We start from the raw sequence: 25,523 nt of genomic DNA, 5'->3' as shown, positions 1-25,523 counted from the left end.
ATACAGGCAAAAAATCACAGCGATTTCTAGGTAAAAACATGCAAAAATTGCGTGGTTGACGCCATTTCGTTATTCAAGTAAACTAGGGGTGATTCGGAGGTGGATCAGATGTCGCTGTCTTTGCCACAATTTTTGCTTTCCATTTTATTGTATGCGGTTTTATTTTTCGGCATCGGCTTTATCGTGAATATGTTGTTGAAAACGACATGGCTGATGGCCATCATTTATCCGATCATCACCATTTTGATGATTGATCAACGCTCGACATTGGATTATATCACAGAGCCTGGCGTAGCGTTTGCCGCTTTGGGAAAACGCCTCGCGAGTCTTGCACCTTCTGACTATACGGTTTTACTTATGGGATTGGTAGGAGCTCTCATTTCAGGGATTACGATTAAAATGCTAAGATCCCGCGGTTATACGATGTTTTAACGCGTGACGCTCTAAATAAAAAAAGCATACCTTTCGTCCAGCCCCTGTCCGAACTTCAACAATCTAAACAGCCCCACAAGAATAACGCCGAGCTTACGCCTCGCTAGTCGTTTACGACATGTTGGGCAAGCTCGCCTGCGATCCACTGATCAACCCTTCTATTGCTCATTGCCGGACAAAAATGAGTCCGCTCTCAGGGCAGTTTTGGTAAAGTCTTATGGACAACATGTATAAAGCCTCGCACTTCTGGAAAGGATGTATCCGGAGGAGAGTGAATGGCTTTGCAGACTGCCAAATCTGTCATAAGGCGTTTCGCTTTGAGCGTACTTTTTCTTTGGGCAATGTACTCTACCTTCCATTCTATTACTGGTTTAGAGCTATCCGATTTTAATAAGCAACCTGCAAAAAATGAAGCAGCAAAAAATTTGCCACACATACATACATCCTTGAAAGAGAAAACCATCGATCAAAACAGCCCATTTATCCATTCATTACAAAGCGTTGAAGCGTTTCGCCGCATGGTGGTTCCTGAGTTCAGCCAGTTTCCTTCTAAAGTGGTGATTGCCACAGGCTATACGGCTGGTGAAGAATCAACCGGCAAATCCCCGGATGACCCAGGGTATGGGATTACCTATAGCGGGGTGCATGTTCGCCGGGATCTTTATTCGACTGTAGCGGCAGACCCTTCAGTCTTTCCGATCGGAACCATTCTCTATATACCGGGTTATGGCTATGGCGTCGTCGCTGATACAGGATCAGCCATCAACGGCAATCGCCTGGACCTCTATTATCCTACGGTCGAGGATGTTTACGAACATTGGGGAAAAAAGAAGCTTGAAGTGTTTGTCATAAAAAAAGGCGATGGCACCTTATCGGAGTCGCTTTTAAATCAACTGAACCGAACCGACTTAATGGATCCGGAACGTTTGGAAACGATGGAAATTTAAAGAGGTTGAGCCCTTTTCAGAAAACCCGCAAAAAGCATGAGCTAAAAGCGGGAGGAAGGGGTGTCAACCTCTTCGAGCATTATGCGGCGTGTTTTTTGGTTGGGGTAGGGCGCTTTAAGGAACGATAGATGCGTTCGCTCGCGATGGCAATGACAAAGGTAAGGATGGCGTCCTTGATTAAGAACGGGATCATGATCACCCATGCGCTCGCATACGACATTGGTGAATGAAGCCACAGATTAAGGGCGCCGTACATATAGGTCGTGCCGATCACATAATTGATGGCAAGTCCGACATATCCAGCAAAAATAAACACGGGAAGACTTGGGCGTTTGGCTGTCTCGACGATTTTTCCGACGGCAAACGCCATGACAATAAAGGATAAAATAAAACCGAATGAGCTTCCGAAAATCGTTCCGAAGCCTCCGGAAAAGTCAGCAAAAATCGGTGCGCCGACAAGTCCAATCAATGCATAAACGACCATCGAGAGTGTTCCGATTCTTGACCCTAAAACGGCACCAGCTAAGATGGCGATAATCGTTTGAAATGTCAAAGGCACGCCGGAAATCGGCGGCAGAAAGGCGGCAATGTTTGCGCCGATCCCCATCAGTGCGGCAAAAAGGGCCGCCATAATAAGATCAATGGTTTTAATTTTCATGGTCTCCCTCCTCTACTTATAGAATGTCATGGGAAATGTTTAATGTCAACCTATTTATCGAAAAGGTTAACAAATAAATCATCTTGCATTCGACAGTGTAAAACGATAAAATGAGAACAAATATTCCCTTAGGGTGATCGTGATGAAATGGGTTGAGGGCGGGCGTTATCAAATCATTTACCTAGATCAAAACAATCACATCAGTTCACGAAGGATTAGGGTTCTTCAAGAGCGCAGTTATGCCTTGACGGCCTTTTGCTATGAGCGGCGTGCGATTCGCTCTTTCCTCAAAGAAAATATTTTGGCTTGGCAAAGACTAAGTGATCCAAGGGAATGGTTACCGGATAAGAAACAAAGAGGCTAGGGATGAAACAGGGAAATCACGTTCATTTTGTACCGGTCAGAAAGCATATTTTAAAACCAGTATAAGGGTAACTAAGTTCTGCCTTCGGTGGTAGAGCTTAATTTTTTTTATGGTATAAGAAGGTAAAATCATGGGCTAATCAAGTATTATAACTGGGCAGGAGGTTTACGTTGCGAAGTAAAAGGCATGTGTGGGAACTGCGTTTTATTGACCATTTCGGGGTGAGGCTTTTTCTGAAATGGTGTTTAGCTTGAATATACTGGGAAAAAGAAGTTGTATTAAGGGTTGTTTTTCCAATAACTGTATCCTTTTGACCGTTTTGAGAAGGGAAAGGGGCCAAAATGGCCTTTTGATTGGTTCTATATACCATTTTGGGCTAAAAAATTTATTGAAATGGCGTTTAGCTTGCATTTACTGGAAAAATGAGTTTTTTTCAAGGGTTGTTTTACTAATATCTGTATCCTATTGGCTATTTTGAGGGGGGGAAAGGGGCCAAAATGGCCTTTTGAATGGTTCTATATACCATTTTGGTCTAAAAAATTTTTTGAAATGGCGTTTAGCTTGCATTTACTGGAAAAATGAGGTTGTTTCAAGGGTTGTTTTTCCAATAACTGTATCCTATTGGCCGTTTTGAGAGGGGAAAGAGGCCAAAATGGCCTTTTGAATGGTTCTATATATCATTTTGAGTTAAATAATTTTTTGAAATGGTGTTTAGCATACATTTACTGGAAAAACAAAATCTACACGAAGGCGGTTTTGCCAATCAATGCATCCTATCGACCAGATTAAGATGAGAAAGGCATCAAAATGGTCTTTAAACTGGGAAGATCCACAGTATGTCTCTTATCCAAAAAACAATTTCTTAGTAGAGCCAGGTTTGTTGTTTTTAAAAGACAGGGCGTTCTTTTTTTCATTTTGGAATAGGGGAAAGTAAAGTCATCCTTAGGTTTTATATTTTTATGGATACAGACAACTTTACCCCGTTATTTTTTTGTTTTTTTTCGAAATACTGGACGTTGGGCATAAGCGACTAGGCAATCGGGGCTTGCGAGTGGTAAACTAAGTGAGGTAATTGATATGCGGTTAGGGAATGTTAGAAAGTAACGGACATCCCTATGGTGAACAAGGTATGTGAAAGGAGCATTCCTCAATGTGCGGTTTCGTAGGTTTTATTTCAAATAAATTATTAGAAGAAGGCCGCCATGACCAAAATCAAATGGTCGAGCGCGCCAATCAAATCATTCATCGTGGCCCGGATGATGATGGTTATTTTACAGATGATACGGTACAACTGGCGTTTCGCAGGCTTTCCATCATTGACTTAGAAGGCGGGCATCAACCGCTTTCTTATGAAAACGACCGTTATCATATCATTTTTAATGGTGAAATCTATAACTATGTCGAGCTCAGAGAAAGTTTATTGGAAAAAGGGATGCCATTCCAAACGACGTCAGACACCGAAGTCATTCTGGCGTTATTTGCGGACCGTGGGGTTGAAGCCGTCAAAGCTTTGCGCGGTATGTTCGGTTTTGTCATCTGGGATAAGGTAGAAAAAACCGTGTTTGCGGCGCGCGATCCGTTCGGCATTAAACCTTTTTACTATATGGAAACGGAGAACGGCACATTTTTTGCCTCCGAAAAGAAAAGCTTGTTAATTGGGGAATCAGAACACCCTGTGGCTCGTGAAGCGCTGCAGCATTATTTAACCTTCCAATTCGTGCCTGAGCCGAAAACGATGGCGGAAAACATTCACCGCTTGGCGCCTGGCCATTACTTAATAAAAAAAGCGGGTGAGCCGCTTAAAATCAAGAGCTACTGGAAACCGGAATTCCATCCAGTTCATCAAACATTGGATGAAGCGAAAAGCAAAATCCGTGACGTATTAAGGGAATCGGTGCGCTTACATATGAGAAGCGATGTGCCGGTCGGCGCCTTTTTATCAAGCGGGATTGATTCAACGAGCATCGTCGCCTTGGCGAAAGAAATCAACCCGGCGATTCAAACGTTTACGGTCGGTTTTGAAAGTAAGGGCTATAGCGAAATTGATATCGCCAAAGACTCGGCGGAAAAACTTGGAGTCGAAAACATTCATACCGTCATCACACCGGAAGCGTTTGTCCAAGAACTGCCGAAAATCGTCTGGCACATGGATGATCCGGTCGCTGACCCAGCCGCCATTCCGCTTTATTTTGTCGCCAAAGAAGCAGCTAAACATGTGAAAGTCGTCCTTTCCGGTGAAGGCGCCGACGAATTGTTTGGCGGCTATAATATTTATCGTGAACCATTGGATTTAGAGTGGTTCCAGCGCATCCCGGGCGGGGCGAAAACATTGATTCGCAAGCTCGCCGAAAAACTCCCGGAAACAATGAAGGGGCGCAGCTATTTGATCCGCGGCACGACGCCAATGGAAGAACGGTATATCGGCAACGCCTTCATGTTCGATGAAGCGGAAAAACGGTTGGTGATGAAGCATCATCAGCTCTCCACCCACTTTACTGATGTCACGAAACCTTTGTACAGCCAGGCGAAAGGGTACGAGCCTGTCGAACAAATGCAATATATTGACATGCATACGTGGCTGCGCGGCGATATTCTTGTTAAAGCCGACCGGATGACCATGGCCCATTCTTTGGAATTGCGCGTGCCGTTTTTGGATAAAGAAGTGTTTAAAGTCGCTTCACAAATTCCCGCTGAATTAAAAACGGCGAATAAAACGACGAAGTACGCTTTGCGCGAAGCGATGCGCGGCATCGTGCCGGATACCATTTTATTTAGGAAAAAGCTTGGCTTCCCGGTACCGATTCGCGTGTGGCTGAAAGATCAGCTCTATGACTGGGCCAAAGACATCATCCGTGAAAGCGGGACTGACGAATGGATCAACAAGGCTTACGTTTATAAATTGTTGGAAGATCACGCCGCAGACAAACGGGATAACAGCCGCAAGCTCTGGACGATTTTAATCTTTATGATCTGGCATCGCATTTATATTGAAAAAGCGATGACCTTTACCAACCCTTCCACGGTTACTGAGTAAGTGTCAGCCGGGGACAAACTCCGGCTTTCATTTTCCCTTTACTAAATAATGGGCGCTAAGCCGAAGCGGGTTTAGTTTAGTTTTGCTTGACTGTATGTTATAATTTACTGGTTAAAAAAATTTAGGAGTTGTTTTCATGCAAGAACAAATCAAAGTCGGCGACATCATTGAAGGAAAAGTAACGGGGGTCAAACCGTTCGGGGCTTTTGTGGCGATCGATGAAGAGCGCCAAGGCCTTGTTCACATATCTGAAGTCTCTCACGACTACGTGCAAGACATCCATGATGTGCTCCATGTCGGCGATGTTGTGAAAGTCAAAATCATCAAAATCGATGAGGAATCAGGAAAAATCTCGCTTTCCATTCGCGCAACCGAGCCGAAACCGGAACGTCCGAAGCGCCGCGGTGGAGAACGCCGTAAAAAAGCCGATGATGCCGGTTTTAACACACTGGAACAAAAACTGAAAGAATGGCTGAAGGAATCCAACGACCGGCAAGCCCAGCTGAATAAGCGCTTGAAAAAATAAAAAGCTTATAGCTAAAAAAGCGTTTAGAAAAATAAAAAAGCTGCCAAATCAAAAAGCGCTTGAGAAAATTAAAAGCGGAAAACTGAATAAACGTTTCAAAAAAATAAAAAAAGCTGACGCCGAAGGGAGGCCACCCGCAAGCGGGTGGGGTCTGTCCCTTGGGCGTCAACCATTCTTTGACTATTCGTGTTCAGGAACTTTGCCAAATTCTTCGGACGGCTTAAACAAAATCGTTAAACAATACAAGGCACTTAGACCAACAATCCCGTAGAGAATTCTGGAGATGGCTGACCCTTGGCCGCCAAAGATGGCACCAATGACATCGTATTCAAACAATCCTACAAGACCCCAGTTGATGCCACCAATGATTAAGATGGTTAAAGCTGTCCGTTGTAATCCACTCACGGAGCAAGCCTCCTTTTCTCATAATGGATAATGACTAGATATAGCATGCCTGGTTTTTAGATAAACTATACAATGAAAAACACAATAACCTTTTTCATAAAAATGAGATGATCCTAAAAATATGTAAAGGTTTAAACGCATTGGTGCAGAATTCCGTAAAAAAAGCAGTAATTGCTTAGGAAAAATATTTTAAAAAGGGAGTGTAGGGTATGGATCTTTTTACATTTTATAACCCGACAAAACTCATCTTCGGGAAAGGGCAAATGGACGTATTGCATTCAGAAGTAGCGCAATACGGCAAAAAGGTGCTCGTCGTCTACGGCGGTGGCAGCATCAAGAAAAACGGCATTTACGATAAAGTCATGGATGAGCTATCGAAAGCCGATGCCGAGGTCTTTGAGTTGGCGGGAGTCGAACCGAATCCGCGCATTTCCACCGTACGCAAGGGAGCTGAAATATGTAAAAACAACGGGGTCGATATCGTCCTTGCCGTTGGCGGCGGAAGTGTCATCGACTGTTCCAAAACGATTGCCGCAGCGGCGCTCTACGATGGCGATCCGTGGGATTTGGTGGTCGGTAAAGCCACACCGGAAAAAGTGTTGCCGCTTGGCACCATTTTAACATTGGCAGCGACCGGCTCAGAAATGAATTCCGGTGCGGTTATTACGAATTGGGAAACCCACGAAAAGTACGGTTGGGGATCGCCGCTTTTATACCCGAAATTTTCGATTTTGGATCCGGAAAATACATATACCGTCCCGCGCGATCAAACCGTGTATGGCATTGTCGACATGATGAGCCACGTTTTAGAGCAATATTATTTCAAGTCGCCGAACGCCCCGCTGCAAGAGCGGCTTTGCGAATCGGTGCTCACGACCATTATGGAAACTGCACCGAAGCTTTTAGAGGATCTGCAAAATTATGAATACAGAGAAACGATCATGTATTGCGGAACGATGGCCCTAAACAATATGATCCGCATGGGCACGAAAGGTGATTGGGGCACGCATAATCTGGAACATGCCGTCTCGGCGGTTTATGACATTCCGCACGGCGGAGGTCTCGCTATCCTGTTCCCGAACTGGATCAAATATACGCTCGATGAAGGCTTAGAGAAAACGAAGCAGCTGGCCATCCGCGTCTTTCATGTCGACCCGCAAGGAAAAAGCGATCGGGAAATCGCTTTGGAAGGCGTCGGGCGGCTCCGTCAATTCTGGAATCAAATCGGCGCACCGGAGAAGCTTGCGGACTACGGCATCGGGGACGATCAACTCGAACTGATGGTGGACCGTGCCATGGCCAATGGCCCGTTCGGCGGATTCCGCACGCTCGACCGTGACGATGTCCGCGAAATTTATAAAATGTCGCTTTAACAATAATGAAGATGACGGCTTACGAGCCGCCATCTTTTTTTTCAGGAAATCGCAGGATGAATCAGCCGGAAGTGTGCAAGAAAATATGCCCGCTCACCATGTGAAAAAGCATTGTCTACGCACTTTGAGGCCGAAACGAGCGATGAAATGGCAAAACCTGGAGCGTCTGCTCACTTTAGGCTTGGAATGAGTGCCAAAATGCGCAAAAACGTGATTTCTGTTCATTTTTATTTGAAAAGTTGCAGAAAATGCGCATATGTTCCAGTATATGGAAAAACAGAGGCTAAAAATGTAAAAACCTGGAGCGTCTGCTCACTTTAGGTCCGGAACGAGCATCAAAATGCGCAAAAACGCGATTTCTGCTCATTTTTTATCTGGTAAGAGGCAAGAAATGCGCATACGCTCCAATAATTGGAAAAATAGGAGTTAAAAATGGGAAAATCTGGAGCGTCTGCTCACTTTGAGCCCGAAACGAGCATCAAAATGCGCAAAAACACGATTTCTGCTCATTTTTTATTTGAAATGAGCTAAGAAATGCGCATACGCTCCAGTATTTGGAAAAATTGAGGTCAAAAATGCCAAAACCTGGAGCGTCTGCTCACTTTGAACCCGGAACGATCGCTAAAATGCGCAAAAACACGATTTCTGCTCATTTTTTATTTGAAAAGAGCTAAGAAATGCGCATACGCTCCAGTATATGGAAATCCACAAACAGAGATTGAATAAAAGACTTATACGTGGGTCCTGAAAACGCGTTTGACTTATACGATATTTGAATAAATCCCTCATCTTGTCTATCATCAAATTGGAGGTGGCGGTCAATGAAGAAAATCCAATTCGATTATACTACCGCAGAAAAGTTTATCAGTGAAGAAGAAATGGCAAAAATGGCACATCAAATCCAAGCTGCCCACGCCATGCTACATAACAAAACCGGAGCCGGTTCCGACTTTTTGGGCTGGCTTGATCTCGCAAGTCGAATCGATGAAGAAGAATACGCGAGAATCAAAAAAGCAGCTGAAAAAATAAAAGCTGATTCCGACGTTTTACTCGTCATCGGCATCGGTGGCTCTTACCTTGGTGCCCGAGCGGCTATTGAAATGCTGCATCATCATTTTTATAACCTCTTGGATCCTAAAGAGAGGAAAGCGCCGCAAATCTTTTTCGTCGGCAATACCATCAGCCCCACATATACAAAAGAACTCTTGGATCTCATCAAAGATAAAGATGTTTCGATCAATGTCATATCGAAATCCGGTACGACAACCGAACCGGCCATTGCTTTCCGTATATTTCGTGCCTTTTTGGAGGAAAAATACGGGAAAGAGGAAGCTCGACGACGCATCTATGCGACAACTGACCGTAAAAAAGGTGCGCTCAAGACGCTGGCCGATGAAGAGGGGTATGAAACATTTGTCATTCCGGATGATGTCGGTGGCCGCTATTCCGTGCTGACACCGGTCGGGCTGCTTCCTATTGCCGTATCTGGCATTGATATTGATGAAATGATGAACGGGGCACGTGATGCTCAAAATGATTTTTCCGAAGCAGATTGGCAAAAGAACCCCGCTTATCAATATGCAGCGGCCCGTAATATTTTATATAACAAAGGCAAAGTCATTGAGCTTTTGGTGAATTATGAGCCGAATCTGCACTATTTTGCGGAATGGTGGAAACAGCTTTTCGGTGAAAGTGAAGGAAAAGACGGAAAAGGATTGTATCCTGCCTCCGCCGATTTCTCGACGGATCTCCATTCTCTTGGTCAATATGTCCAAGAAGGCCGCCGTCATCTCTTTGAGACGGTCCTTTTAGTGGAAAATCCCCGAGAGGATCTCGTCATCGAAGAGGAAGCAAGTAACCTGGATCAATTGAATTATCTTGCCGGAAAGACGATGGACTTCGTCAACAAAAAAGCGATGGAAGGCACCCTGCTAGCTCATACGGATGGCGATGTGCCGAACTTCGTCGTCACCATTCCGGAACTGTCGCCGTATCACTTCGGCTACTTGGTTTACTTTTTCGAAAAGGCGTGTGCGATGAGCGGATACTTGCTCGGCGTCAATCCATTCGATCAACCGGGTGTCGAAGCTTATAAAAAGAACATGTTTGCTCTTCTCGGCAAACCGGGCTTTGAAAAAGAGAAAGCCGAACTCGAGCGCCGACTGAAAAAATAAGGCGCCAAACCTCTTCAAGGAGGGAAGTTTATGCCGCGTCACTCCTTTTGGCTCGCCAAATTGATTAATATCGTCTTATCGGTTGTCCAAGTGATCATCGGTTTATATATTATGTTAAAGCTGTTCGGGGCGGCGGAAGTGCCATTTGTGCGCTTTATCTATACCCTTAACGCTCCGCTTTTGGCACCGTTTGTCGGCATTTTCGAGCCAGTCACGCTTATGGATGACTATCAGCTCGACCTTTCCGCCGTCTTCGCGTTTATCGTCTACAGCATTGTCGGTTATATATTAATGCGGCTGGCTTTGTTGATTGAAAGATAAGGCCCTTTTGCCAAGTCCCTGATGGGCGGGAATAAGGGCTGAATGAATCATCGGACACAGACAAGGGGATTTCACTTTTGATGATAAAAGGGGAGTCCCTGTTGTGGTCAACCTGCCCCGGATGTGACGTGGAAGCTAAGTAGCAGCCGAAAACGTCCAATGGCTGTTGTTCTTTTGTGGGCGTTTCCTGTTGTGCTTGGGAGGTCATTTGAGCGTTTTTCTGCCGTTTTACCAATTTTCGTCCCCATGGCATTTTTAGAGGTTGGATTCACCCTCGGAATGCCAAAACACCACTTTTATCATGGATTTTGCTATAATGGAAACGGTTATTTTAGCATTTGTATTTTATAGGAGGTAGAACCGGATGGAATATCGGATTGAGCATGATACATTAGGCGAAGTGAAAGTTCCGGCCGATAAATTATGGGCGGCCCAAACCCAACGAAGCAAAGATAATTTTAAAATTGGTTGGGAGAAAATGCCGATAGAAATTATTCGCGCCTTTGCCATTTTGAAAAAAGGTGCCGCATTGGCGAATAAAAAACTCGGAAAACTGGATGCCGATAAAGCTGATGCGATTGTCCAAGCCGCCGATGAAGTGATCAGCGGTAAATGGGATGAGCATTTTCCGCTCGTCGTTTGGCAAACAGGAAGCGGCACGCAATCCAACATGAATGTCAATGAAGTCATTGCTAACCGTGCCAACCAAATCCTTTCCGAAAAAGGCATCGACAAACGTGTACACCCCAACGACGATGTCAATAAATCGCAAAGCTCGAATGATACGTACCCGACGGCGCTGCATGTGGCAGCGGTTACCGCGGTTGAAGACGATGTTCTGCCTGCGTTGCAAAAATTAAAAGCGACGCTTAAAGAAAAATCCGAAGCGTTCGCCGACATTATTAAAATCGGCCGGACCCACTTGCAAGATGCCACCCCGCTGACACTCGGTCAAGAAATCAGCGGTTGGGTGGCGATGCTGGAAAAAAGCGAAGCCATGATTAAAGAGACAACAAACCATATGAAAGAATTGGCGATTGGCGGAACGGCTGTCGGCACAGGATTGAATGCCCATCCGGATTTTGGCCGTATGACCGCTGAAGAAATTTCAGCGATGACTGGCAAAACATTTGTAACGTCGGATAACAAATTCCACGCCCTCACCAGCCACGATCAAATCACAACCGCCCATGGCGCGTTGAAAGCGCTCGCTGCTGACCTCATGAAAATTGCCAACGATGTGCGCTGGCTGGCAAGCGGACCGCGCTGCGGCATTGGTGAGATTACCATTCCGGAAAACGAGCCAGGTAGCTCGATTATGCCGGGTAAAGTCAACCCGACCCAATCCGAAGCTGTTACCATGGTCGCAGTGCAAGTCATGGGTAATGACGCAACGATCGGTATTGCCGCAAGTCAAGGCAACTTTGAATTGAATGTGTTTAAACCGGTCATTGCTTATAATTTCTTGCAATCCGCTCGCCTTTTAGCTGATGCCATGATTTCCTTTAATGATCATTGTGCTGTCGGCATTGAACCGAATCGGGAAAAAATTGATGAATACTTGCACAATTCGCTGATGCTCGTTACCGCGCTCAATCCGCATATCGGTTATGAAAATGCTGCGAAAATCGCCAAAACCGCTCATAAAGAGGGGACAACATTAAAAGAAGCCGCTATCAAAACTGGCATTCTGACGGAAGAAGAATTCGACCGCTACGTGCGCCCTGAAAATATGATCGGCCCGAAAGCGTAAACGTACACTTTTTGTGTCAAAGCAGGTATGGTTGAACGTTCGTCGAGCACTGCATCGACGTAACCATTAAAAAAAGACTGCCGGATGGGCCTCCGGCAAAGGAACCTTTTCATTTTATAAATAATGAAGCTGACTGGAGGAAAGAAGCTCATCTCCAGTCAGCTTTTTTTCGACCAACAAACAGGCTGAAAAAAGCCGGAATAGAGTTTGCGCAAGCTTTGGCAGGCAAAACTACATTATTTTTCCAATGGAGGATGGCGTTAAAAATTTGGCCAAAAGCTGAAAACTCAGCCTGATTTTGCTCAAAGTAGAGATAAAACCAGCTTTTGCGCAAATTTTCCGGGGGAATTATCGGTCAGAAACTCGCACAAAGAAAATTTGCGCGGGATTTTAACAATGGGGCATGTCAAAACCTCGCGCAAATAAAACCATATTTCATCGGTTTGTTTTCTTTAGTTACAATAATCAATTAGGTATATTGGTATAAAGAAAAGGACGGGTACTCGGCTTGCACGGGAAGGTAAGCTTTAATGAGCTTGGCCGCTTCTTGGGCGGCTTGTGTCCGTTGGATCGTTTTCATGTTTTCTATTAACGTCTTTCGCTTTAACGGGTCTTGAATAAGCTTGGCAACGTGACGATATAAATCTTCATCGCCTTCGGCAAAGACGGCCGCTTGATGGGCTAATAAATAGTCGGTATTTTCCTGTTCGTGCCCGCCGAGAGATTGGTAGAGAATCATTGGGATATTCATAGAAACGGCTTCCGTAATGGATAGGCCGCCGGGTTTCGTAATCATGACATCCGTCATCGCCATGAGTTCTTCCATGTTTTCCACATACTTTTTAAGATAAATAGGTTGGCTTATTGTTTTTATCTCCCTTTCCATCTTTTTGTACAAATTGTGATTATGGCCGCAAACGATGATCACTTGAACCGGACAAGGCATCACGTCTATAAGTTTTCTAATCGAAAAGTCGTGACCGAATAAGCCGTAACCGCCCCCGGTAATCAGAATAACAGGATGCTCTTCATTCAGCCCATGCTTTTTTAATAAAGCGGAGCGATTAAAGGGACGGGAAAATTTGGGGTTAATAGGGATGCCGGTAACTTTTATTTTGGCATCATCAACACCCAGCTGCCACAGCCCTTGCCGCACCGATTCGGAACCTACAAAGATTTGATCGACTTCTTCATTGACCCAATAGCTGTGCACGGCATAATCCGTCATCACGGTGATAAAAGGAATATCAACGGCGCCTCTTTTTTTTAGTATCGCCGTCATGCCGGATGATACTGGATCTGTACTGACAACTAGTGAAGGGTCGAAGGATTTTATCCAAGAAAGGAAATCTTCAATCCCGAGGTGGTTCGTGCCTTTTAGAAAACGGGATAAAGTATTTGGCGTTCGCGTCTTTTGATAAAGATAATCATATAAATAAGGCAATCTTTTTACTGTTCCGATAAAAAGTTTATGACTTACCATGCCGTAAAATTTACGGAAAGCCGCTTCAGGGTCAATGATCACCGTTTCCAGAGAGGGATATTGGGTGATTAAGGCCGATTGAATGGCTGATGCAGCTTGCCAGTGACCCGCGCCGTAATGGCTGGTTAGGATGAGAATTTTATCTCTTTTAACATTTTCATTCATATAAGGTACCCCATTCTGTGACTTTCATCTTTTTTATAAAAAAAAAGACTGCTAGAATTGGGGATTCGTTCATTTTAATTTGTTTGATCGGTCGGGCGTAAGGGTATCCTTTATTTAAGACGTTTTTCACTGAACTTTTTATTGTATGATGTAGTCATTTCATATGGAAATATGAGTGCGGGGGCATTGGTGTGGACCAGGAACTTAACCAACTGATCTATAAAGCCAAAAGAGGCGATCAACAAGCTTTTGCGGCATTGGTTAGAAAATACCAAGGCTCCGTATTTCGTCAAGCCTATGCGATGGTGGGTGACCGAATGGAGGCGGAGGATATCGCCCAAGATGCCTTCGTTAAAGCGTTTTACGCCATTAAAAAATTAGATAATGAATACGCTTTTACCTCTTGGCTCTCGCGAATCGTTTCCAACGCATGCTATGACCATTTAAAAAAGGCGAGTAGGAGAAAAAACGTGCCTCTCCTTGACCATGAAAGAAAAGCGTCTCGGGAGTCGCCTATTGAAAGAAGTCAAACCCGCATGACGATTCGGCAAGCTTTACAAAAATTATCCCCTGACCATCGAGAAATCATTATCCTCCGAGATGTTCAGGGCTATACCTATAACGAAATTGCTGATATTTTAAATATCCCTGTAGGAACCGTTAAGTCCAGAATATCCATCGCGCGGAGGACACTTAAGGAGGAACTCACAAGAGGTGAAGAAAGTGACTGATCATGTCGAAGAGCTCTTATCGGCCTATATTGATCATGAATTAACGGAGGAAGAAGCGCATCGGGTGCGGGACCATATTAAAACGTGTGAAAGTTGCCGTGAAACCCTTTATTCCTTACAACATGTAAGAGATCAGCTACATGATGCCTATGAAAAGGTTGAGGTACCGGCATCTCTTGAACAGGCTGTGATGGCCAGTATCGCTGTTTTAGAACGGAAAACGGGTGTCGCAAATGGTTTCGGAATTTGGCTCGCAGGGGTGATTTCGCTGATCGTTATGGGTGCAACCGCTGCCCTAATGGCACCTATTCTGATAGCGATCGCAAAGTTTTTATATAAACTTGCCGGAATCGGTATCAAAATTTGGCAGACGGTCCCAATCGTTGTGGGCGCTATTCCATACTTTACGGTGATTTTATATGGAGCAACCATTATTCTTATAATCGTTTCGGTAGGGCTTTTACTTCGTTTGCGGTTTACGGGTTCGTATGACAGGAGAGAGCTTTTATGAAAAAGCGCACCTTTCTTTATGTTTTTTTCATTGTTTTCGTTACTCTGGTTGCAATCGCGCGACCGGCCTCGGCTTTCGGCGGGGATATTATTCAGGATGATCCGACAACGGTTACTCAGGGTGAGACGGTTGATAACGTCGTTGTTTTTGGCAGTGACGCCGTGATTAAAGGGCATGTTAAAGGCAGTGTGATCGTGATTGACGGGGATTTATCGATTGAGAAGACGGCAAGCATTCGCGATGTGGTCCTCGTCATCGGCGGTAAAATCCTTGAGGAACCGGGAGCTAAGGTGACCGACGAGGTCATCAATGTCACTTTTGGAAACGGAGCTTCATTGGGATTTATTGTTGCCGGGATTTTACTGTTAACGAGTTGGAGCATTCGGCTCGGCTTAAGTGTATTGCTCATACTTATGGTGTTACTTATGCATTTAATCCTGCGGGATAAAATCGCATCCTTTGATTCTTTCCTAAAAGAAAGACCAACCTACACGATAGTCGTTGGGGCGGTATCGTGGGTTTTGATTACGGCGATTACGATTTTATTGGCCATCACGATTATTGGATTTCCAGCGGCTGTGGTCTTCTTCTTGTTCTGGTTAGTCTTCTTCTTCATCGGTTTTGCTGTTATCAGCCACCGTCTTGGCCGGTTGGTGATCGGGCATGAAGAGCGGAAACCATGGCTTAATGCTTTTTACGGGGCTTTGGTTTTAGTCAGTTTTATGAATCTCCCCTTTATCGGCTGTTTAATGGCGATCGCCATGGTCTGGTTGGCATCCGCGTACCTGTTTTTATGGGCTTCAAGGAAAATAAAGTTTAAAACTTAAAAAACAAAAGGCTGACGCGTTGGGGTTTTTTGAAAGCGGCTCTGGGCGAGCGCTTCACCCGAAGTTGTCAGCCTTTTTTATACGGGTTGGAATTCAGATCAGCCAAAGGGCAACTAAAGCTCTGCCACCGTCTATAAGGCTTGGCAGAGCCTAATTTTCATTATTCATTGGGATAAGGGCCGGCGAAAAATTTTTCTTTTAGTTCTTTAATGCGCCCGTTGTCATGATAAAAAAGTATATAACTTTTTATTTCGCGACCGTCCCAGACAATGCTAAGTTGATATTGCAGTTTTCCGGACTTCAAGCTCTCTTGGTCAACTTCATAGGGGGGTGCAGTCGGCTGGTAATTCGGGTCTTTGGAAAAATAATACGTCCAGCATTTTTCCCCGGCTTGCTCCGTTACGCTTTCCTTATAATCTTTACCGAATAAGCGCACGACATCAGTTTGGGTCATGCCTTTATTAAGGTGATTTTTAAAAAATGCAAGCCCATCCGGTTGGCTTGTTTTTGCCATAGTTCTTCCGGCTGTTAAGGACGTTTCCTCATGCGATGATTTATTTTCAGGACTCGTCCACCCGTCATTGCCGTATGCCCATCCCCACATGAGGAAGAAAGCTAAAGCCATGAAAAAAACGAGCGCGAACTTTTTCTCCAATCGCTTCATATTTATCAACCACCCGTGAGCTGATTACTTTTATTGTATAAAAAATATTCCCGTGCTTGGGTGGTGAAAATACCAAAAATTCCGCAAAAAACAGGCATTTTTCTGCAAAAAATTAAAGGCACCCGCATGGGGTGCCCAAGGAGTGATCCTGAGTTAATCGGCGGCGATACGTTTTACCAAACGTAAGCAGTTCCGACAATAATTAAGAGGATGAACAGGACAACGATTAAGGCAAAGCCGTAACCATACCCGTAACCGTAACTCATGAACATGCACCCCCTTATACTCAGGATAGTATATCATACGTTACAATCGCCAAGGTGCTCAGGGACAAGTAAAACAAAATCATAAAAAAAGGCATATGCCCTATTCACCTGTCAAAAATCTTTAAAATGTCGAGTGTCCGAGCGGGGATCGGTCAGCATATGCGCAAAATCAGGCTGAACGGCCACCGAAAATGCACAAAAATCCGATTCATGCGCAATTTTAAGGCTCAGGCAGGTCGAAAATGAGCAGTCTCTCCAGAAAATGGCAAAATGAGGACAAAAAACTGTTATAGGACGGCTCGATCGCCCATTTCGAAGAAGGATATGGCCTCGTGGTCTTTAAATTAAACCGATCAGCCGCTTGCCTTGTCTCAAATCAAAAAAGACCGGGCGTATGCCCCGGCTTGTTTTATTGGTAAGAAAATATATTTTTTAACTAGTTTTAAATTAGCTTAGGCTCTACTTTCGGCCTAAGGAAGGTAACCATTTTTCAGCAAATGTGTAACGAAAGCCTGCCGACGTCAAAAAGGGCCTGGTAAGAGGTAAGTTTCTTTATATAAATCAAAAACCCCCTTATCAAAAGGGGGTGAATTTTTATGTATTGGTGGAGCATAGCGGGATCGAACCGCTGACCTCTTGCATGCCATGCAAGCGCTCTCCCGGCTGAGCTAATGCCCCATATCCTGTCGACATGTACAAATATATCACACGTCCAATTCTGTGTCAACAATAAAATTAAAAAAATAAAATGGAGTTCTAGTCATCGTTTTTAAAGAAGAAAAACACAGACTTTCTGCCGAAGGTTATCTGTGTTTTTAACACCGGTAAGAAAATAAGATAAAGTTTTTTCAGATCACCCTAAGTATAACGAAGGCTCTGCCGAAACAAAAAGCTAGGCAGAGCCCATTTTTTTCACAAATCCAAGACTGTAGCTTAATGAACTTGTTCTTGGTTATTGATCAGGCGTTCCAGATCTTTTGTCCGATAGCCGCTACGGACACCCCAAACATAAAAAACAAGCGCGGAAATAATGATGACTACAAAGTCCCAGCCATAGGGAATGATGTCTATGCCATGGAATTTCGAGCTTCCGATATAGGAAATGAACGCCATGTAAAAGAGATACACAATGAGCCATAGCCCTGCCTTCAAATCCCGAGAGAAACCTTTCCAACCAGATTGGGCTTGATAATAGAAATAGATAGGAAGTCCAATCGCCATAATCAAGGTCACTTTACCTGTCAACGGCCATTGTGCCCAATAATAAATGAGTGAAGCCATAATAAAGGCAATCGGTGCGATGATAGGCATGCCTTTAATTCTCAACGTTTTGTGAACATCGTCATAACGCCGGAAAGCCATGACAGAAATAGGGCCTGTGACATAGGAAATCAGTGTGGCGACGGAAATGACGGCAGCCAGTGACCCCCATCCTCTGAACAGAAACAAAAACATAAAAGAGATAACGAGGTTAAACCACATGGCTGCACGGGGAACGCCAACTTTCGGATTGACAAACCCGAAAATTTTCGGGAAATACCCGTTTTGTTCCATGCCGTAGATCATTCTTGCCGTGGTAGCTGTATATGTGATGCCGGTTCCTGATGGGGATACAAAGGCATCTGCAAAAAGCAACAGAGCGAGCCAGTTTAATCCCCATGCCAAGGCAAGGTCGGCAAATGGCGAGTTCATTTGGATGTGTTCCCAACCATTGGTCAGCATATCAGGCTTAACTGTACCTATAAACGTCAGTTGCAATAAGACGTAAATCACGCCGGCCATAAGAATGGACCCGATAACGGCAATGGGGACGGACCGCCGTGGGTTTCTCGCCTCTCCGGCCATGTTAACAGGGCTTTGGAAACCATTAAAGGCAAACACGATGCCGGATGTGGCAATGGCCGTCAAAACCCCGGCCCACCCATGAGGCATAAAACCGTTATATTCCGTGAAGTTTTTCCCGTGGAAACCAGCAAAAAGTAAACCGAGGATGGTCAACCCTGGGATGATAAATTTAAAAACCGTGATCGCCGTGTTGACTCGCGCAAATAATCTGACCGTAAAATAATTAAGGAAAAAGTAAACGATGACCAAGAGGGCTGCAATGAGCAGTCCGTTTATGGACAATTCTTCCCCATTATACAACGCTTCAGCCCAAGCAAAGGGCCATGAACTCATATATTGCACCGAGGCTTCAGCCTCTACAGGAATGACGGAGACGATCGCAATCCAGTTCGCCCAGCCGGATATATAACCAGCCAATGAGCCGTGAGAAAAATGGGCGTAGCGCACCATGCCGCCTGCTTCGGGGAACATCGTCCCGAGTTCCGCATAGGTCAAACCGATAAATAAAATAATAAATGTTCCCAAAATCCATGATATTAAGGCCGCTGGTCCGGCCACTTCGGCAGCTCTCCATGCGCCGAACAGCCATCCGGAACCAATAATGGAGCCAAGCCCCGTCATGGTTAAAGCAAAGGTTTTAATGTCTCTTCTCATCTTGTTGTTTTCCATTGACTCACCTCGACGGTTTTTTTGAATACAAGTTTTATTTTATCATGTGATGTCGAATTTTGTAGTTTTTATTCTTTGTAGATGGGGAATCCAAAACGGACGAGGCATGGTATTAAAAGGCGGCTCCACCTTCTAATAGTGTGAGCAGAACGACTAAAATCATCCACGGGCACTTGAAAATGAAGGCGGTTACACGGCGCTCCAAAATATTCGCCGTTTTTCGCCAATAAACGTACGTCATCGGAAAAAGTCGTAATGGGAAAAATTGGGGAAAGAGGCGAGTGAAAGGTAAAAGTGACCATATGGCAATGTCAAGCATCACCTTATCAGGGATTTTAAACCTGTGGAAAAACCGCGAAAGATGTAATAAAATGTTGATAAATAAAATCGAGCGCTATACCGAAAGGGCAAACCTGTCGAAAGTCAGGGACGCAAAGCCACGGGCCTAAAGCGGATCACGCTATGGTCGCCGGGTTACCGAAGAAATGGGCAAAAGACTGTCCTTTTTTCGGGCAGCTTTTTTATTTATGAAAATCAGTCGGACATGTTGAACATTTAAGGAGCAAGCTAAACCCAGAACGCATTAACCGATAGTACTTCGAGTCGGGGTTTTTCAGCTTTTCATCAACGTTTTTCTTCGGCCAATGACATGAATCCGTCATAGGTTTGGTAGATACTTTTACATTATTAAGGGTTGTGGAACGATGTTTTCAACACTTCAAAAATATAAGGAAGAAGACGCGCTTTTATATATTACATATGTCGTTCAAAAAGTTGGACGTAAAACCATCTGGGCAAAAATCTTACAAATCAATGAAGAAGAAAATAACATTCTTTTATATGATGTCGACCAAAAATCCGTTGAGCAACTAAAAATCAATCAAATTGATGAGATCGAAAAGCCGGATGCGAATTAAAAGGAAATTCGCAAAGGTAAAAGGGTGTTCCGCGCTTGGAGCACCCTTTTCGTTTACCGGTATGAACGTCTCTCATTTACAGACCAGCATGAAAGCCGCGATGGCCCGGCCAAAACCCAAAAGCAAAATCCACATACAGCAGCAGTATGACCCTCACCTAAACGCCTGGCGTATGCTCGGTTTTTCTTATGATCTACAAAGGCTTCACTGAAGCATCCTTGAAAATGTTGACATTCAACAAAGTAGATTTGATATTTAAAAAAGAATGCGGAAAGCTTGCGATTTAAAATTTTTTCAAACAGTTAAGAGCCTTTGTGCGTTATCTATATGAATCATGCGAAGAAGAGAGTGACGTCGATGGAAGTGAGTGATCTTTATGAACAGTTAAAGGATGACCTGTTGCGGTTTGCCCTTTCAATCTCACGTGACCATCAAGAAGCCAATGATCTTCTGCAAGATGCTTGGTTGAAGTCGTTGAAAGAAGGGTGGTTAAGCGATGCTCCAGCCTATAAACAACGGGCATGGTTTTACAAAGTCATGAAAAACCAGCTCAGGGATGTGCGCCGCAAAGAAAAACGGACAACGGTTTGGGAGGAAGAAAAAGCGGGGATGGCTGTTTATTTGACGAGTGATCCCATAGAGATGACCGACCTTTTATCCCGCTTGCCCAAAGAGTGGGGCGATCTCGTATTTAAAAGATATTGGGTTGGTCTATCAAGCCGGGAAATTGGGGAGCAATTAGGTGTTCCGCAAGCGACAATTCGCTATAAACTCCATCTTGCCTTAAAACGGTTAAGAAAAATGATTGAGGAGGAAAAAAGATGAAACAGCATATCGGCAATGTTGGTTTATTAAACCTGATGGATGCCACCGAAGACAGTGTCAAAGGCATTGAGCGCATTGATAATGTTGGGATGGTCGTTTTTAAGAAATCAACCGCTCATTTGCTTCACTCTCTGAATATCGGTAATATCGGGCAAGCACTTGAAATCCCCGAAGGGTACCGCTATCTCCAAGGCGATTTGGTGATCAATGCTACCTATCTTAAGTCTGTCACCGATTCCGTGAATCTTGTAGTCAGCGGCAATATCATGATCGAAAATGACGTGCCGTCCGAAGCTATTGATACATGCCCATTGCAACTGATCGTCAAAGGGAAGGTATATAGCCCAGGCCACTTGGTGGGTAAACTTCATGCCGCATGGTTTAAAGATGGAGCAAAAATCATCCCCTATGAAGATTGTGCGCCTCGGTTTGAACGCGGTGTTTTGAAATTAACCAATGGTTATCTAAATATGTTTGAACAACCTCAGTGGCTGATTGTTCATGGTGAGCTTTTACTGCCAAAGGATTTAGATATGGCGTTGTTTGCTAACAAGATCAGCAAATTAGAAGTGAAAGGTGAACTGACGCTGTATGAGAACCAAGAACCTGATGTGTTAAAGAAAATAGATGCGATTTCGGCCGTTGATATGAACGTCATTCCCGAAGGTTTTGAACCGGTGGAAAAACAACTGATCTTAAATGAACGTTCGCTTCGCCGTTTTCACCATAAAAAACTATGGCTCACGCAACCATTAGTGATACAAACAGATGTGTCAAGAGAAGCGTTGGGGGAAGCAATTGACGGCATTTATTCCTCATCTTTTATCATCTGTCCGGAAACCTTAGAGGATTTGCTATACGAAAAAACCAAAACCCTTGATACGGAAGTTTTATCTTACACCCATGATTATGTCCTCATTGAAGGTGAGGAAAAATGGTCAAAGGATCAATTTTTGGCCTACGATCATCCGATTAACTTGATCGTCACTGGATGCTTGACGCTTGATCAAGACGTCACAGAGGATATCGTTGTCAACCAAGTGGCAGCGATAGATCTATTTGGGGATCTCTCCGTTCCGACCCCCAAGCTTAAGGGAGTCTGTCGTTCCTTATTAAGGGTGAACGAGGGCCGGATGGATCTTTTAAACGAGGATAAACGACCAGAGTTTCGAAACATCGGTCAGCTGACCTTGTAAAAATTACAGCTTGCAAGGTTGAGGGGAATAGGCAGCAAAAACTTCGTGAAATTTTGACGTTCTAGTTTGCCGCATCGCTCGCCCCGTCAACTCCGCCCAGCTCTTCCGGTCGGTTTTTGAACGGGGTTGGGCGGTATTTTTTCACCCATAGGCATAAAAAAAGTTCAGTTGATCAATCTAATTTTTAAGAGGATAAATCGAAGGTCCGCGTTGCGCCATGCAACACGAAAAAAGCCTGGAGGCGAGTGGTTTTGGGAGCGATTCAAAAGAACGGGTATACGTTCGGTGTGGAATATAGTGTGATGTTACAAAAAGGAGCGGTGCATGTTTACAGGGACGGTCAGTTCATTAAAGAACTGCCTTTTGCTTTCAGCGGTCGGGACCCTGACCCCGCACAAATCGAGGCGGTTGTCGATCGTTTTTTGGAAACGGAAGGCGAGGTTGAGTAAGGCCGTGCAAAACCCGCTCTTACAACGCTTTTTAACGCTTTCCCTCTTTGAAAGAAAAATTATCGCTGCGCTAAGTCGATGTGTCAAAAAAGAGGATGCCAATACGAAAGCCTATTGTCTCCGACTGATTGATTTTGAACTGGATTGTCTCAATCCGTCCGATATTATCGACAAGTTAAAGCGGTTGAAGGAAAAAACCATCTCCGTTCGGATCGACGGAATAGAAGCTTATGTCCCGCTCTTAACGGATATTCGCTATGATGACAAATATAAAAAAGTCACGATCACATTCAATTCGATTTTGAAAAATTTGTATGTCGAGATTAAAGATTATTTAAATAACCGATGATTTTAGCCTTTTTGTGCGAGACAAAAAGGTTTTTTCTTTTATAGAAAAAGGATTTTTCCGCTCCGAATATCTTCTCGTTTTATTTTTTACGCGGTTTGCGGCATAAATTTACCTTTCTTATTTTAAAGTTATCCAATTTTAAAGGAGGGAGCACATTTGCAAAAGCGAAGTCCGAATCATTCGCAAGGAGTGGATGTCAGTCATTGGCAAGGGGACATCAATTGGCAGAAAGTAGCAGACGCTGGAAAACGCTTTGTGTTCATCAAGGCGACAGAGGGGGAAGGGTGGACGGACCCGAAATGGAAAGACCATGCTTTAGGAGCTTCAAAAGCCGGTCTCTCTATAGGCTTTTACCATTTTGCCCGTTTTAAGAATCGGGCGGAAGCAGTGCGGGAAGCCCGGCATTTTGTTCAAACGATTGACGCCATGCCAAGCGCTTTGCCGCATGTTTTAGATTTGGAGGTAACAAATGGCCTTTCGAAGGTTGAACTGTCCGAACTCGCGCTGTTTTTTCTGGAAAATGTGAAGAAGTGGACGGATCATGAGGTGATGCTATATACGAACGCAAATATGGCGGCCAATCATTTAACTTCTATCTTGCAACATGTTCCGCTTTGGATCGCTCATTACGGCACTGATCAGCCAAGACCGAATAAGATTTGGAAGAAGTGGCGCGTCTTTCAGTACTCCAATCGCGGGAGAGTTCCCGGGATAAGAGGGTTTGTTGACTTAGATGAGATGGTCTCTGAAGTCTCGGACGAACCGCATACGTATACCATTCAGGCCGGCGATACCTTTTGGGATTTGGAAAGAAAAAATGGTTGGGCACATGGTACTTTACAGAAGCTCAATCCACGGGTCAATCCGCGGCGCCTGCAAATCGGCCAGTCCATCCGCATACCGTAGGCTTATCCCTATAAAAAAAGGATGGTATATGCATCACTGAAATTCGGTTACCGTAGGAGCAAAAAAGGAGGTTGACGGCCAATGGGATGATCTCCGCGCGTCAACCTCTGATTAAGGGGGAGAAGATAGATAACTTATTTCAAGTATCGCCAAAATCCGAGAGGTTATACATGCAGAAACAAAAATTTTTCTATGAAGTTGTTGGGCTACGGTGAACAGTAGGCATAAAATCTCTGAGCATTTCCATGGCTTCGTGATATAAAGTGTCTGGATAGATGTTTTTCTCGCTTCCGGGCGGTAAGGTCAATTGAAAAATCACTCTGGATGTTCGTTTTTGTTCCACCGCCCTTTTCCATTCAATAATATATGCCGCAAGTGAATAAAGGTAACTTGACCATAATGCAGTGTCAAAGGCTGTCATCGTTCCAGAAGCTGACCATTCCGTTAACGTTCTTAATAAGCGGCTCATGTGTGTATAACCTTGTTGAAGAGGTAAGAGCTGTGTTTTTAAAAAGTGGCATTCCCGTTTATGTTTTTTGCTGTACGGATTATAGCGCAAATCTTTTATCGCTTGGTCTAGTTTTTTCTCAACTTCATGGAGATCTTTTAATAAGGCTTTCGTCCCGGTATGGAGCTTTGCCCCTTCATCGGTGGGACAACCTTTTTCAGCCCAGGCTGCAGAAGCTGTGAGGTTGGCGGCTAATTCTTCCGCTAATAAAAGAAATTTATTTTTAAGTGATTTCAAGGGATCTTCCGGCAGTATCAGCACGGTGAAAACAAGAGCAACGAGGGCACCGATGATGGTGTCGCGCAGTCGATCGATGCCGTAATCCATACCTTTATGCGCAAAGGTAAACACCAATAAAATACTGAGCGCAATTTGGTGGATCACGATATTATTCATTTTAAACAGTTTTGCCACCGCCGTACCTATAAAAATTAACAAGCCAATGGTCCAATAAGAAACGGAAAAAAAGCCGGCTAATAAGACCGTGATCAAAATGCCGAGGGCGGTTCCGAACATGCGATATATGGCAAAATGGACAGATTTGTTCAATGTGGACTGTAAAGACAAAATCAAAGTAATTGGAGCGAGGTATGGGTGGGAAGAACCCGCCCATTGCGCGATTCGCCAGGAAAGCGCCGAACCGATGGCGGTTTTCCATACAATACTTGTGTTTTTAATAAACCCTATCAGTTTGGACACCATCCGATCCCCCTCACAAACGATCAAAACATTTTTATTTTTTGTGGATCCCGCTTTTTTATACTGGTGTAAAGTTGTCAGAATGGTGTTCATCTGGCGGTAAATTTAAAAAAACTGGCGGTAAATAGCTGAATTTCAGCGGTAAACGATGAAAAACTCACGGTAAATGAGCGATTTATGGCGGTAAACACCACTAGGTTTGCAAATAGCTGGAATATAATTACATTTATGTGAAATGGCTCAAATCAATCTTGGCGATTTTTTAAAATACCATAATGATAAAAAGTTGGATTTCATTTATTATCCTTTAATGTAATTTAATGGAATTTGTTTTTCTTTTAATTAATGAAAAAAGGCAACGTTGTCTTAGAAATAGACAAGTTACCATTTTGTGGAATTCAATTATTTAACCATAAATTTGACTGCTTTTAGTTTTCTGGGATGTTTTCTCGGTCTTCCTGGTTTCCCTTTCTTTTTCCTCCCTTTTGAGGTTCGGCTGGGCTCGCGATTAAGGGCATTTAAAAAC

General features: G+C 44.1%; 25 protein-coding genes, 1 tRNA gene and 1 riboswitch. Of the genes, 18 read left to right on the top strand and 8 right to left on the bottom strand.

What is annotated here, in order from left to right:
* Window positions 1-108 precede the first annotated feature (108 nt).
* Together H532_RS0115885 and H532_RS0115880 are read left to right on the top strand one after the other, a co-directional pair.
* A complete protein-coding gene (locus H532_RS0115885; protein ID WP_027726286.1) occupies window positions 109-432 on the top strand; it encodes a YuiB family protein in 324 nt (107 codons plus the stop codon).
* A gap of 275 nt (window positions 433-707) precedes the next feature.
* The gene (locus H532_RS0115880) at window positions 708-1,379 is read left to right on the top strand and encodes a 3D domain-containing protein (RefSeq protein ID WP_038112764.1); all 672 of its coding nucleotides are present in this window, start codon (window positions 708-710) and stop codon (window positions 1,377-1,379) included.
* A 79-nt stretch (window positions 1,380-1,458) separates the two neighbouring features.
* Here H532_RS0115880 and H532_RS0115875 read toward each other — a convergent pair whose 3' ends face one another.
* Window positions 1,459-2,037, bottom strand: a complete 579-nt coding sequence (locus H532_RS0115875; protein ID WP_027726284.1) for a biotin transporter BioY — start codon at window positions 2,035-2,037, stop codon at window positions 1,459-1,461.
* 142 nt (window positions 2,038-2,179) lie between these two features.
* Between H532_RS0115875 and H532_RS0115870 the strand changes: the two genes are divergently transcribed.
* The 3 genes from H532_RS0115870 to yugI all read left to right on the top strand — a co-directional run bounded on the left by H532_RS0115870 (window position 2,180) and on the right by yugI (window position 5,961).
* Entirely contained in the window at window positions 2,180-2,401 is a 222-nt protein-coding gene (locus H532_RS0115870; RefSeq protein WP_027726283.1) for a hypothetical protein, read from the top strand.
* Between the two features lie 1,150 nt (window positions 2,402-3,551).
* Complete coding sequence (gene asnB / locus H532_RS0115865; RefSeq protein ID WP_027726282.1) at window positions 3,552-5,435, top strand: asparagine synthase (glutamine-hydrolyzing); 1,884 nt, start codon at window positions 3,552-3,554, stop codon at window positions 5,433-5,435.
* Window positions 5,436-5,571: 136 nt separating this feature from the next.
* Complete coding sequence (gene yugI, locus H532_RS0115860; protein WP_027726281.1) at window positions 5,572-5,961, top strand: S1 domain-containing post-transcriptional regulator GSP13; 390 nt, start codon at window positions 5,572-5,574, stop codon at window positions 5,959-5,961.
* A gap of 180 nt (window positions 5,962-6,141) precedes the next feature.
* On the opposite strand, the gene H532_RS0115855 is transcribed toward yugI, so the two are convergent.
* Window positions 6,142-6,366: a DUF378 domain-containing protein gene (locus H532_RS0115855; RefSeq protein WP_027726280.1), complete on the bottom strand. Its 225-nt coding sequence runs from the start codon at window positions 6,364-6,366 to the stop codon at window positions 6,142-6,144.
* A 209-nt stretch (window positions 6,367-6,575) separates the two neighbouring features.
* Between H532_RS0115855 and H532_RS0115850 the strand changes: the two genes are divergently transcribed.
* The 4 genes from H532_RS0115850 (at window position 6,576) to fumC (ending at window position 11,987) form a co-directional block, all read left to right on the top strand.
* Entirely contained in the window at window positions 6,576-7,739 is a 1,164-nt protein-coding gene (locus H532_RS0115850) for an iron-containing alcohol dehydrogenase (RefSeq protein WP_027726279.1), read from the top strand.
* Between the two features lie 821 nt (window positions 7,740-8,560).
* Window positions 8,561-9,913 (top strand): glucose-6-phosphate isomerase, encoded by a 1,353-nt coding sequence (locus tag H532_RS0115835; protein WP_027726278.1) that lies wholly within the window; start codon window positions 8,561-8,563, stop codon window positions 9,911-9,913.
* Window positions 9,914-9,943: 30 nt separating this feature from the next.
* On the top strand, window positions 9,944-10,234 hold the full coding sequence (locus H532_RS0115830) for a YggT family protein (protein ID WP_027726277.1): 291 nt from the start codon (window positions 9,944-9,946) through the stop codon (window positions 10,232-10,234).
* A 364-nt stretch (window positions 10,235-10,598) separates the two neighbouring features.
* The gene (gene fumC / locus H532_RS0115825) at window positions 10,599-11,987 is read left to right on the top strand and encodes a class II fumarate hydratase (RefSeq protein WP_027726276.1); all 1,389 of its coding nucleotides are present in this window, start codon (window positions 10,599-10,601) and stop codon (window positions 11,985-11,987) included.
* Between the two features lie 469 nt (window positions 11,988-12,456).
* Here the strand turns inward: fumC and H532_RS19190 are convergent, their stop codons facing one another.
* Window positions 12,457-13,635 (bottom strand): MGDG synthase family glycosyltransferase, encoded by a 1,179-nt coding sequence (locus tag H532_RS19190; protein WP_051263386.1) that lies wholly within the window; start codon window positions 13,633-13,635, stop codon window positions 12,457-12,459.
* Between the two features lie 191 nt (window positions 13,636-13,826).
* Here H532_RS19190 and H532_RS0115815 point away from each other — a divergent pair, with 191 nt between their 5' ends.
* The 3 genes from H532_RS0115815 to H532_RS0115805 are packed head-to-tail and all read left to right on the top strand — an operon-like array spanning window position 13,827 to window position 15,704.
* Window positions 13,827-14,366: an RNA polymerase sigma factor gene (locus tag H532_RS0115815; RefSeq protein WP_027726275.1), complete on the top strand. Its 540-nt coding sequence runs from the start codon at window positions 13,827-13,829 to the stop codon at window positions 14,364-14,366.
* Window positions 14,350-14,877, top strand: a complete 528-nt coding sequence (locus H532_RS0115810; protein WP_027726274.1) for an anti-sigma factor family protein — start codon at window positions 14,350-14,352, stop codon at window positions 14,875-14,877. Before H532_RS0115815 ends, H532_RS0115810 begins: the two co-directional genes overlap by 17 nt.
* On the top strand, window positions 14,874-15,704 hold the full coding sequence (locus tag H532_RS0115805; RefSeq protein ID WP_027726273.1) for a hypothetical protein: 831 nt from the start codon (window positions 14,874-14,876) through the stop codon (window positions 15,702-15,704). Before H532_RS0115810 ends, H532_RS0115805 begins: the two co-directional genes overlap by 4 nt.
* A gap of 160 nt (window positions 15,705-15,864) precedes the next feature.
* Here the strand turns inward: H532_RS0115805 and H532_RS0115800 are convergent, their stop codons facing one another.
* The 4 genes from H532_RS0115800 to H532_RS0115780 form a co-directional block, all read right to left on the bottom strand.
* Window positions 15,865-16,368 carry a hypothetical protein gene (locus tag H532_RS0115800; protein WP_027726272.1) on the bottom strand — a complete coding sequence of 168 codons (504 nt, stop codon included), beginning with the start codon at window positions 16,366-16,368 and terminating at the stop codon, window positions 15,865-15,867.
* 173 nt (window positions 16,369-16,541) lie between these two features.
* Window positions 16,542-16,634, bottom strand: coding sequence for a YjcZ family sporulation protein (locus tag H532_RS20090; RefSeq protein WP_081412507.1), 93 nt, complete (start codon window positions 16,632-16,634; stop codon window positions 16,542-16,544).
* A gap of 602 nt (window positions 16,635-17,236) precedes the next feature.
* Window positions 17,237-17,312: transfer RNA gene (locus H532_RS0115785), tRNA-Ala, on the bottom strand.
* 255 nt (window positions 17,313-17,567) lie between these two features.
* Complete coding sequence (locus H532_RS0115780; protein ID WP_027726271.1) at window positions 17,568-19,148, bottom strand: APC family permease; 1,581 nt, start codon at window positions 19,146-19,148, stop codon at window positions 17,568-17,570.
* Between the two features lie 396 nt (window positions 19,149-19,544).
* Window positions 19,545-19,630, top strand: a riboswitch (cyclic di-GMP riboswitch).
* A gap of 222 nt (window positions 19,631-19,852) precedes the next feature.
* On the opposite strand from H532_RS0115780, the gene H532_RS0115770 reads away from it, so the two are divergent.
* From H532_RS0115770 to H532_RS19185, 6 genes are all read left to right on the top strand, one after another.
* Window positions 19,853-20,065, top strand: a complete 213-nt coding sequence (locus tag H532_RS0115770; protein ID WP_027726270.1) for a hypothetical protein — start codon at window positions 19,853-19,855, stop codon at window positions 20,063-20,065.
* A 357-nt stretch (window positions 20,066-20,422) separates the two neighbouring features.
* The gene (locus H532_RS0115760; RefSeq protein WP_027726268.1) at window positions 20,423-20,890 is read left to right on the top strand and encodes an RNA polymerase sigma factor; all 468 of its coding nucleotides are present in this window, start codon (window positions 20,423-20,425) and stop codon (window positions 20,888-20,890) included.
* Window positions 20,887-22,086: a hypothetical protein gene (locus tag H532_RS0115755; protein WP_027726267.1), complete on the top strand. Its 1,200-nt coding sequence runs from the start codon at window positions 20,887-20,889 to the stop codon at window positions 22,084-22,086. The genes H532_RS0115760 and H532_RS0115755 overlap by 4 nt, the downstream gene beginning before the upstream one ends.
* Window positions 22,087-22,337: 251 nt before the next feature.
* Window positions 22,338-22,535 carry a DUF5370 family protein gene (locus H532_RS0115750; protein ID WP_027726266.1) on the top strand — a complete coding sequence of 66 codons (198 nt, stop codon included), beginning with the start codon at window positions 22,338-22,340 and terminating at the stop codon, window positions 22,533-22,535.
* A complete protein-coding gene (locus tag H532_RS0115745) occupies window positions 22,528-22,884 on the top strand; it encodes a replication initiation protein (RefSeq protein ID WP_027726265.1) in 357 nt (118 codons plus the stop codon). The genes H532_RS0115750 and H532_RS0115745 overlap by 8 nt, the downstream gene beginning before the upstream one ends.
* A 156-nt stretch (window positions 22,885-23,040) precedes the next feature.
* The gene (locus H532_RS19185; protein ID WP_051263385.1) at window positions 23,041-23,790 is read left to right on the top strand and encodes a GH25 family lysozyme; all 750 of its coding nucleotides are present in this window, start codon (window positions 23,041-23,043) and stop codon (window positions 23,788-23,790) included.
* Window positions 23,791-23,980: 190 nt separating this feature from the next.
* On the opposite strand, the gene H532_RS19180 is transcribed toward H532_RS19185, so the two are convergent.
* Window positions 23,981-24,997 carry an FUSC family protein gene (locus H532_RS19180; RefSeq protein ID WP_162142937.1) on the bottom strand — a complete coding sequence of 339 codons (1,017 nt, stop codon included), beginning with the start codon at window positions 24,995-24,997 and terminating at the stop codon, window positions 23,981-23,983.
* Window positions 24,998-25,523: the final 526 nt, after the last annotated feature.

Origin of the sequence: Tuberibacillus calidus DSM 17572 (assembly GCF_000430685.1) — a bacterium.
Taxonomy (GTDB): Bacteria; Bacillota; Bacilli; order Bacillales; family Sporolactobacillaceae; genus Tuberibacillus; species Tuberibacillus calidus.
This window is presented reverse-complemented; position numbering and strand designations above follow the sequence as displayed.

What these genes read in the sequence shown, in the direction of transcription:
- H532_RS0115885 (WP_027726286.1), top strand. Translation starts at nt 109, where the DNA reads ATGTCGCTGTCTTTGCCACAATTTTTGCTTTCCATTTTATTGTATGCG.
- H532_RS0115880 (WP_038112764.1), top strand. Translation starts at nt 708, where the DNA reads ATGGCTTTGCAGACTGCCAAATCTGTCATAAGGCGTTTCGCTTTGAGC.
- H532_RS0115875 (WP_027726284.1), bottom strand. Translation starts at nt 2,037, where the DNA reads ATGAAAATTAAAACCATTGATCTTATTATGGCGGCCCTTTTTGCCGCA.
- H532_RS0115870 (WP_027726283.1), top strand. Translation starts at nt 2,180, where the DNA reads ATGAAATGGGTTGAGGGCGGGCGTTATCAAATCATTTACCTAGATCAA.
- asnB (WP_027726282.1), top strand. Translation starts at nt 3,552, where the DNA reads ATGTGCGGTTTCGTAGGTTTTATTTCAAATAAATTATTAGAAGAAGGC.
- yugI (WP_027726281.1), top strand. Translation starts at nt 5,572, where the DNA reads ATGCAAGAACAAATCAAAGTCGGCGACATCATTGAAGGAAAAGTAACG.
- H532_RS0115850 (WP_027726279.1), top strand. Translation starts at nt 6,576, where the DNA reads ATGGATCTTTTTACATTTTATAACCCGACAAAACTCATCTTCGGGAAA.
- H532_RS0115835 (WP_027726278.1), top strand. Translation starts at nt 8,561, where the DNA reads ATGAAGAAAATCCAATTCGATTATACTACCGCAGAAAAGTTTATCAGT.
- H532_RS0115830 (WP_027726277.1), top strand. Translation starts at nt 9,944, where the DNA reads ATGCCGCGTCACTCCTTTTGGCTCGCCAAATTGATTAATATCGTCTTA.
- fumC (WP_027726276.1), top strand. Translation starts at nt 10,599, where the DNA reads ATGGAATATCGGATTGAGCATGATACATTAGGCGAAGTGAAAGTTCCG.
- H532_RS19190 (WP_051263386.1), bottom strand. Translation starts at nt 13,635, where the DNA reads ATGAATGAAAATGTTAAAAGAGATAAAATTCTCATCCTAACCAGCCAT.
- H532_RS0115805 (WP_027726273.1), top strand. Translation starts at nt 14,874, where the DNA reads ATGAAAAAGCGCACCTTTCTTTATGTTTTTTTCATTGTTTTCGTTACT.
- H532_RS0115800 (WP_027726272.1), bottom strand. Translation starts at nt 16,368, where the DNA reads ATGAAGCGATTGGAGAAAAAGTTCGCGCTCGTTTTTTTCATGGCTTTA.
- H532_RS20090 (WP_081412507.1), bottom strand. Translation starts at nt 16,634, where the DNA reads ATGAGTTACGGTTACGGGTATGGTTACGGCTTTGCCTTAATCGTTGTC.
- H532_RS0115780 (WP_027726271.1), bottom strand. Translation starts at nt 19,148, where the DNA reads ATGGAAAACAACAAGATGAGAAGAGACATTAAAACCTTTGCTTTAACC.
- H532_RS0115770 (WP_027726270.1), top strand. Translation starts at nt 19,853, where the DNA reads ATGTTTTCAACACTTCAAAAATATAAGGAAGAAGACGCGCTTTTATAT.
- H532_RS0115760 (WP_027726268.1), top strand. Translation starts at nt 20,423, where the DNA reads ATGGAAGTGAGTGATCTTTATGAACAGTTAAAGGATGACCTGTTGCGG.
- H532_RS0115755 (WP_027726267.1), top strand. Translation starts at nt 20,887, where the DNA reads ATGAAACAGCATATCGGCAATGTTGGTTTATTAAACCTGATGGATGCC.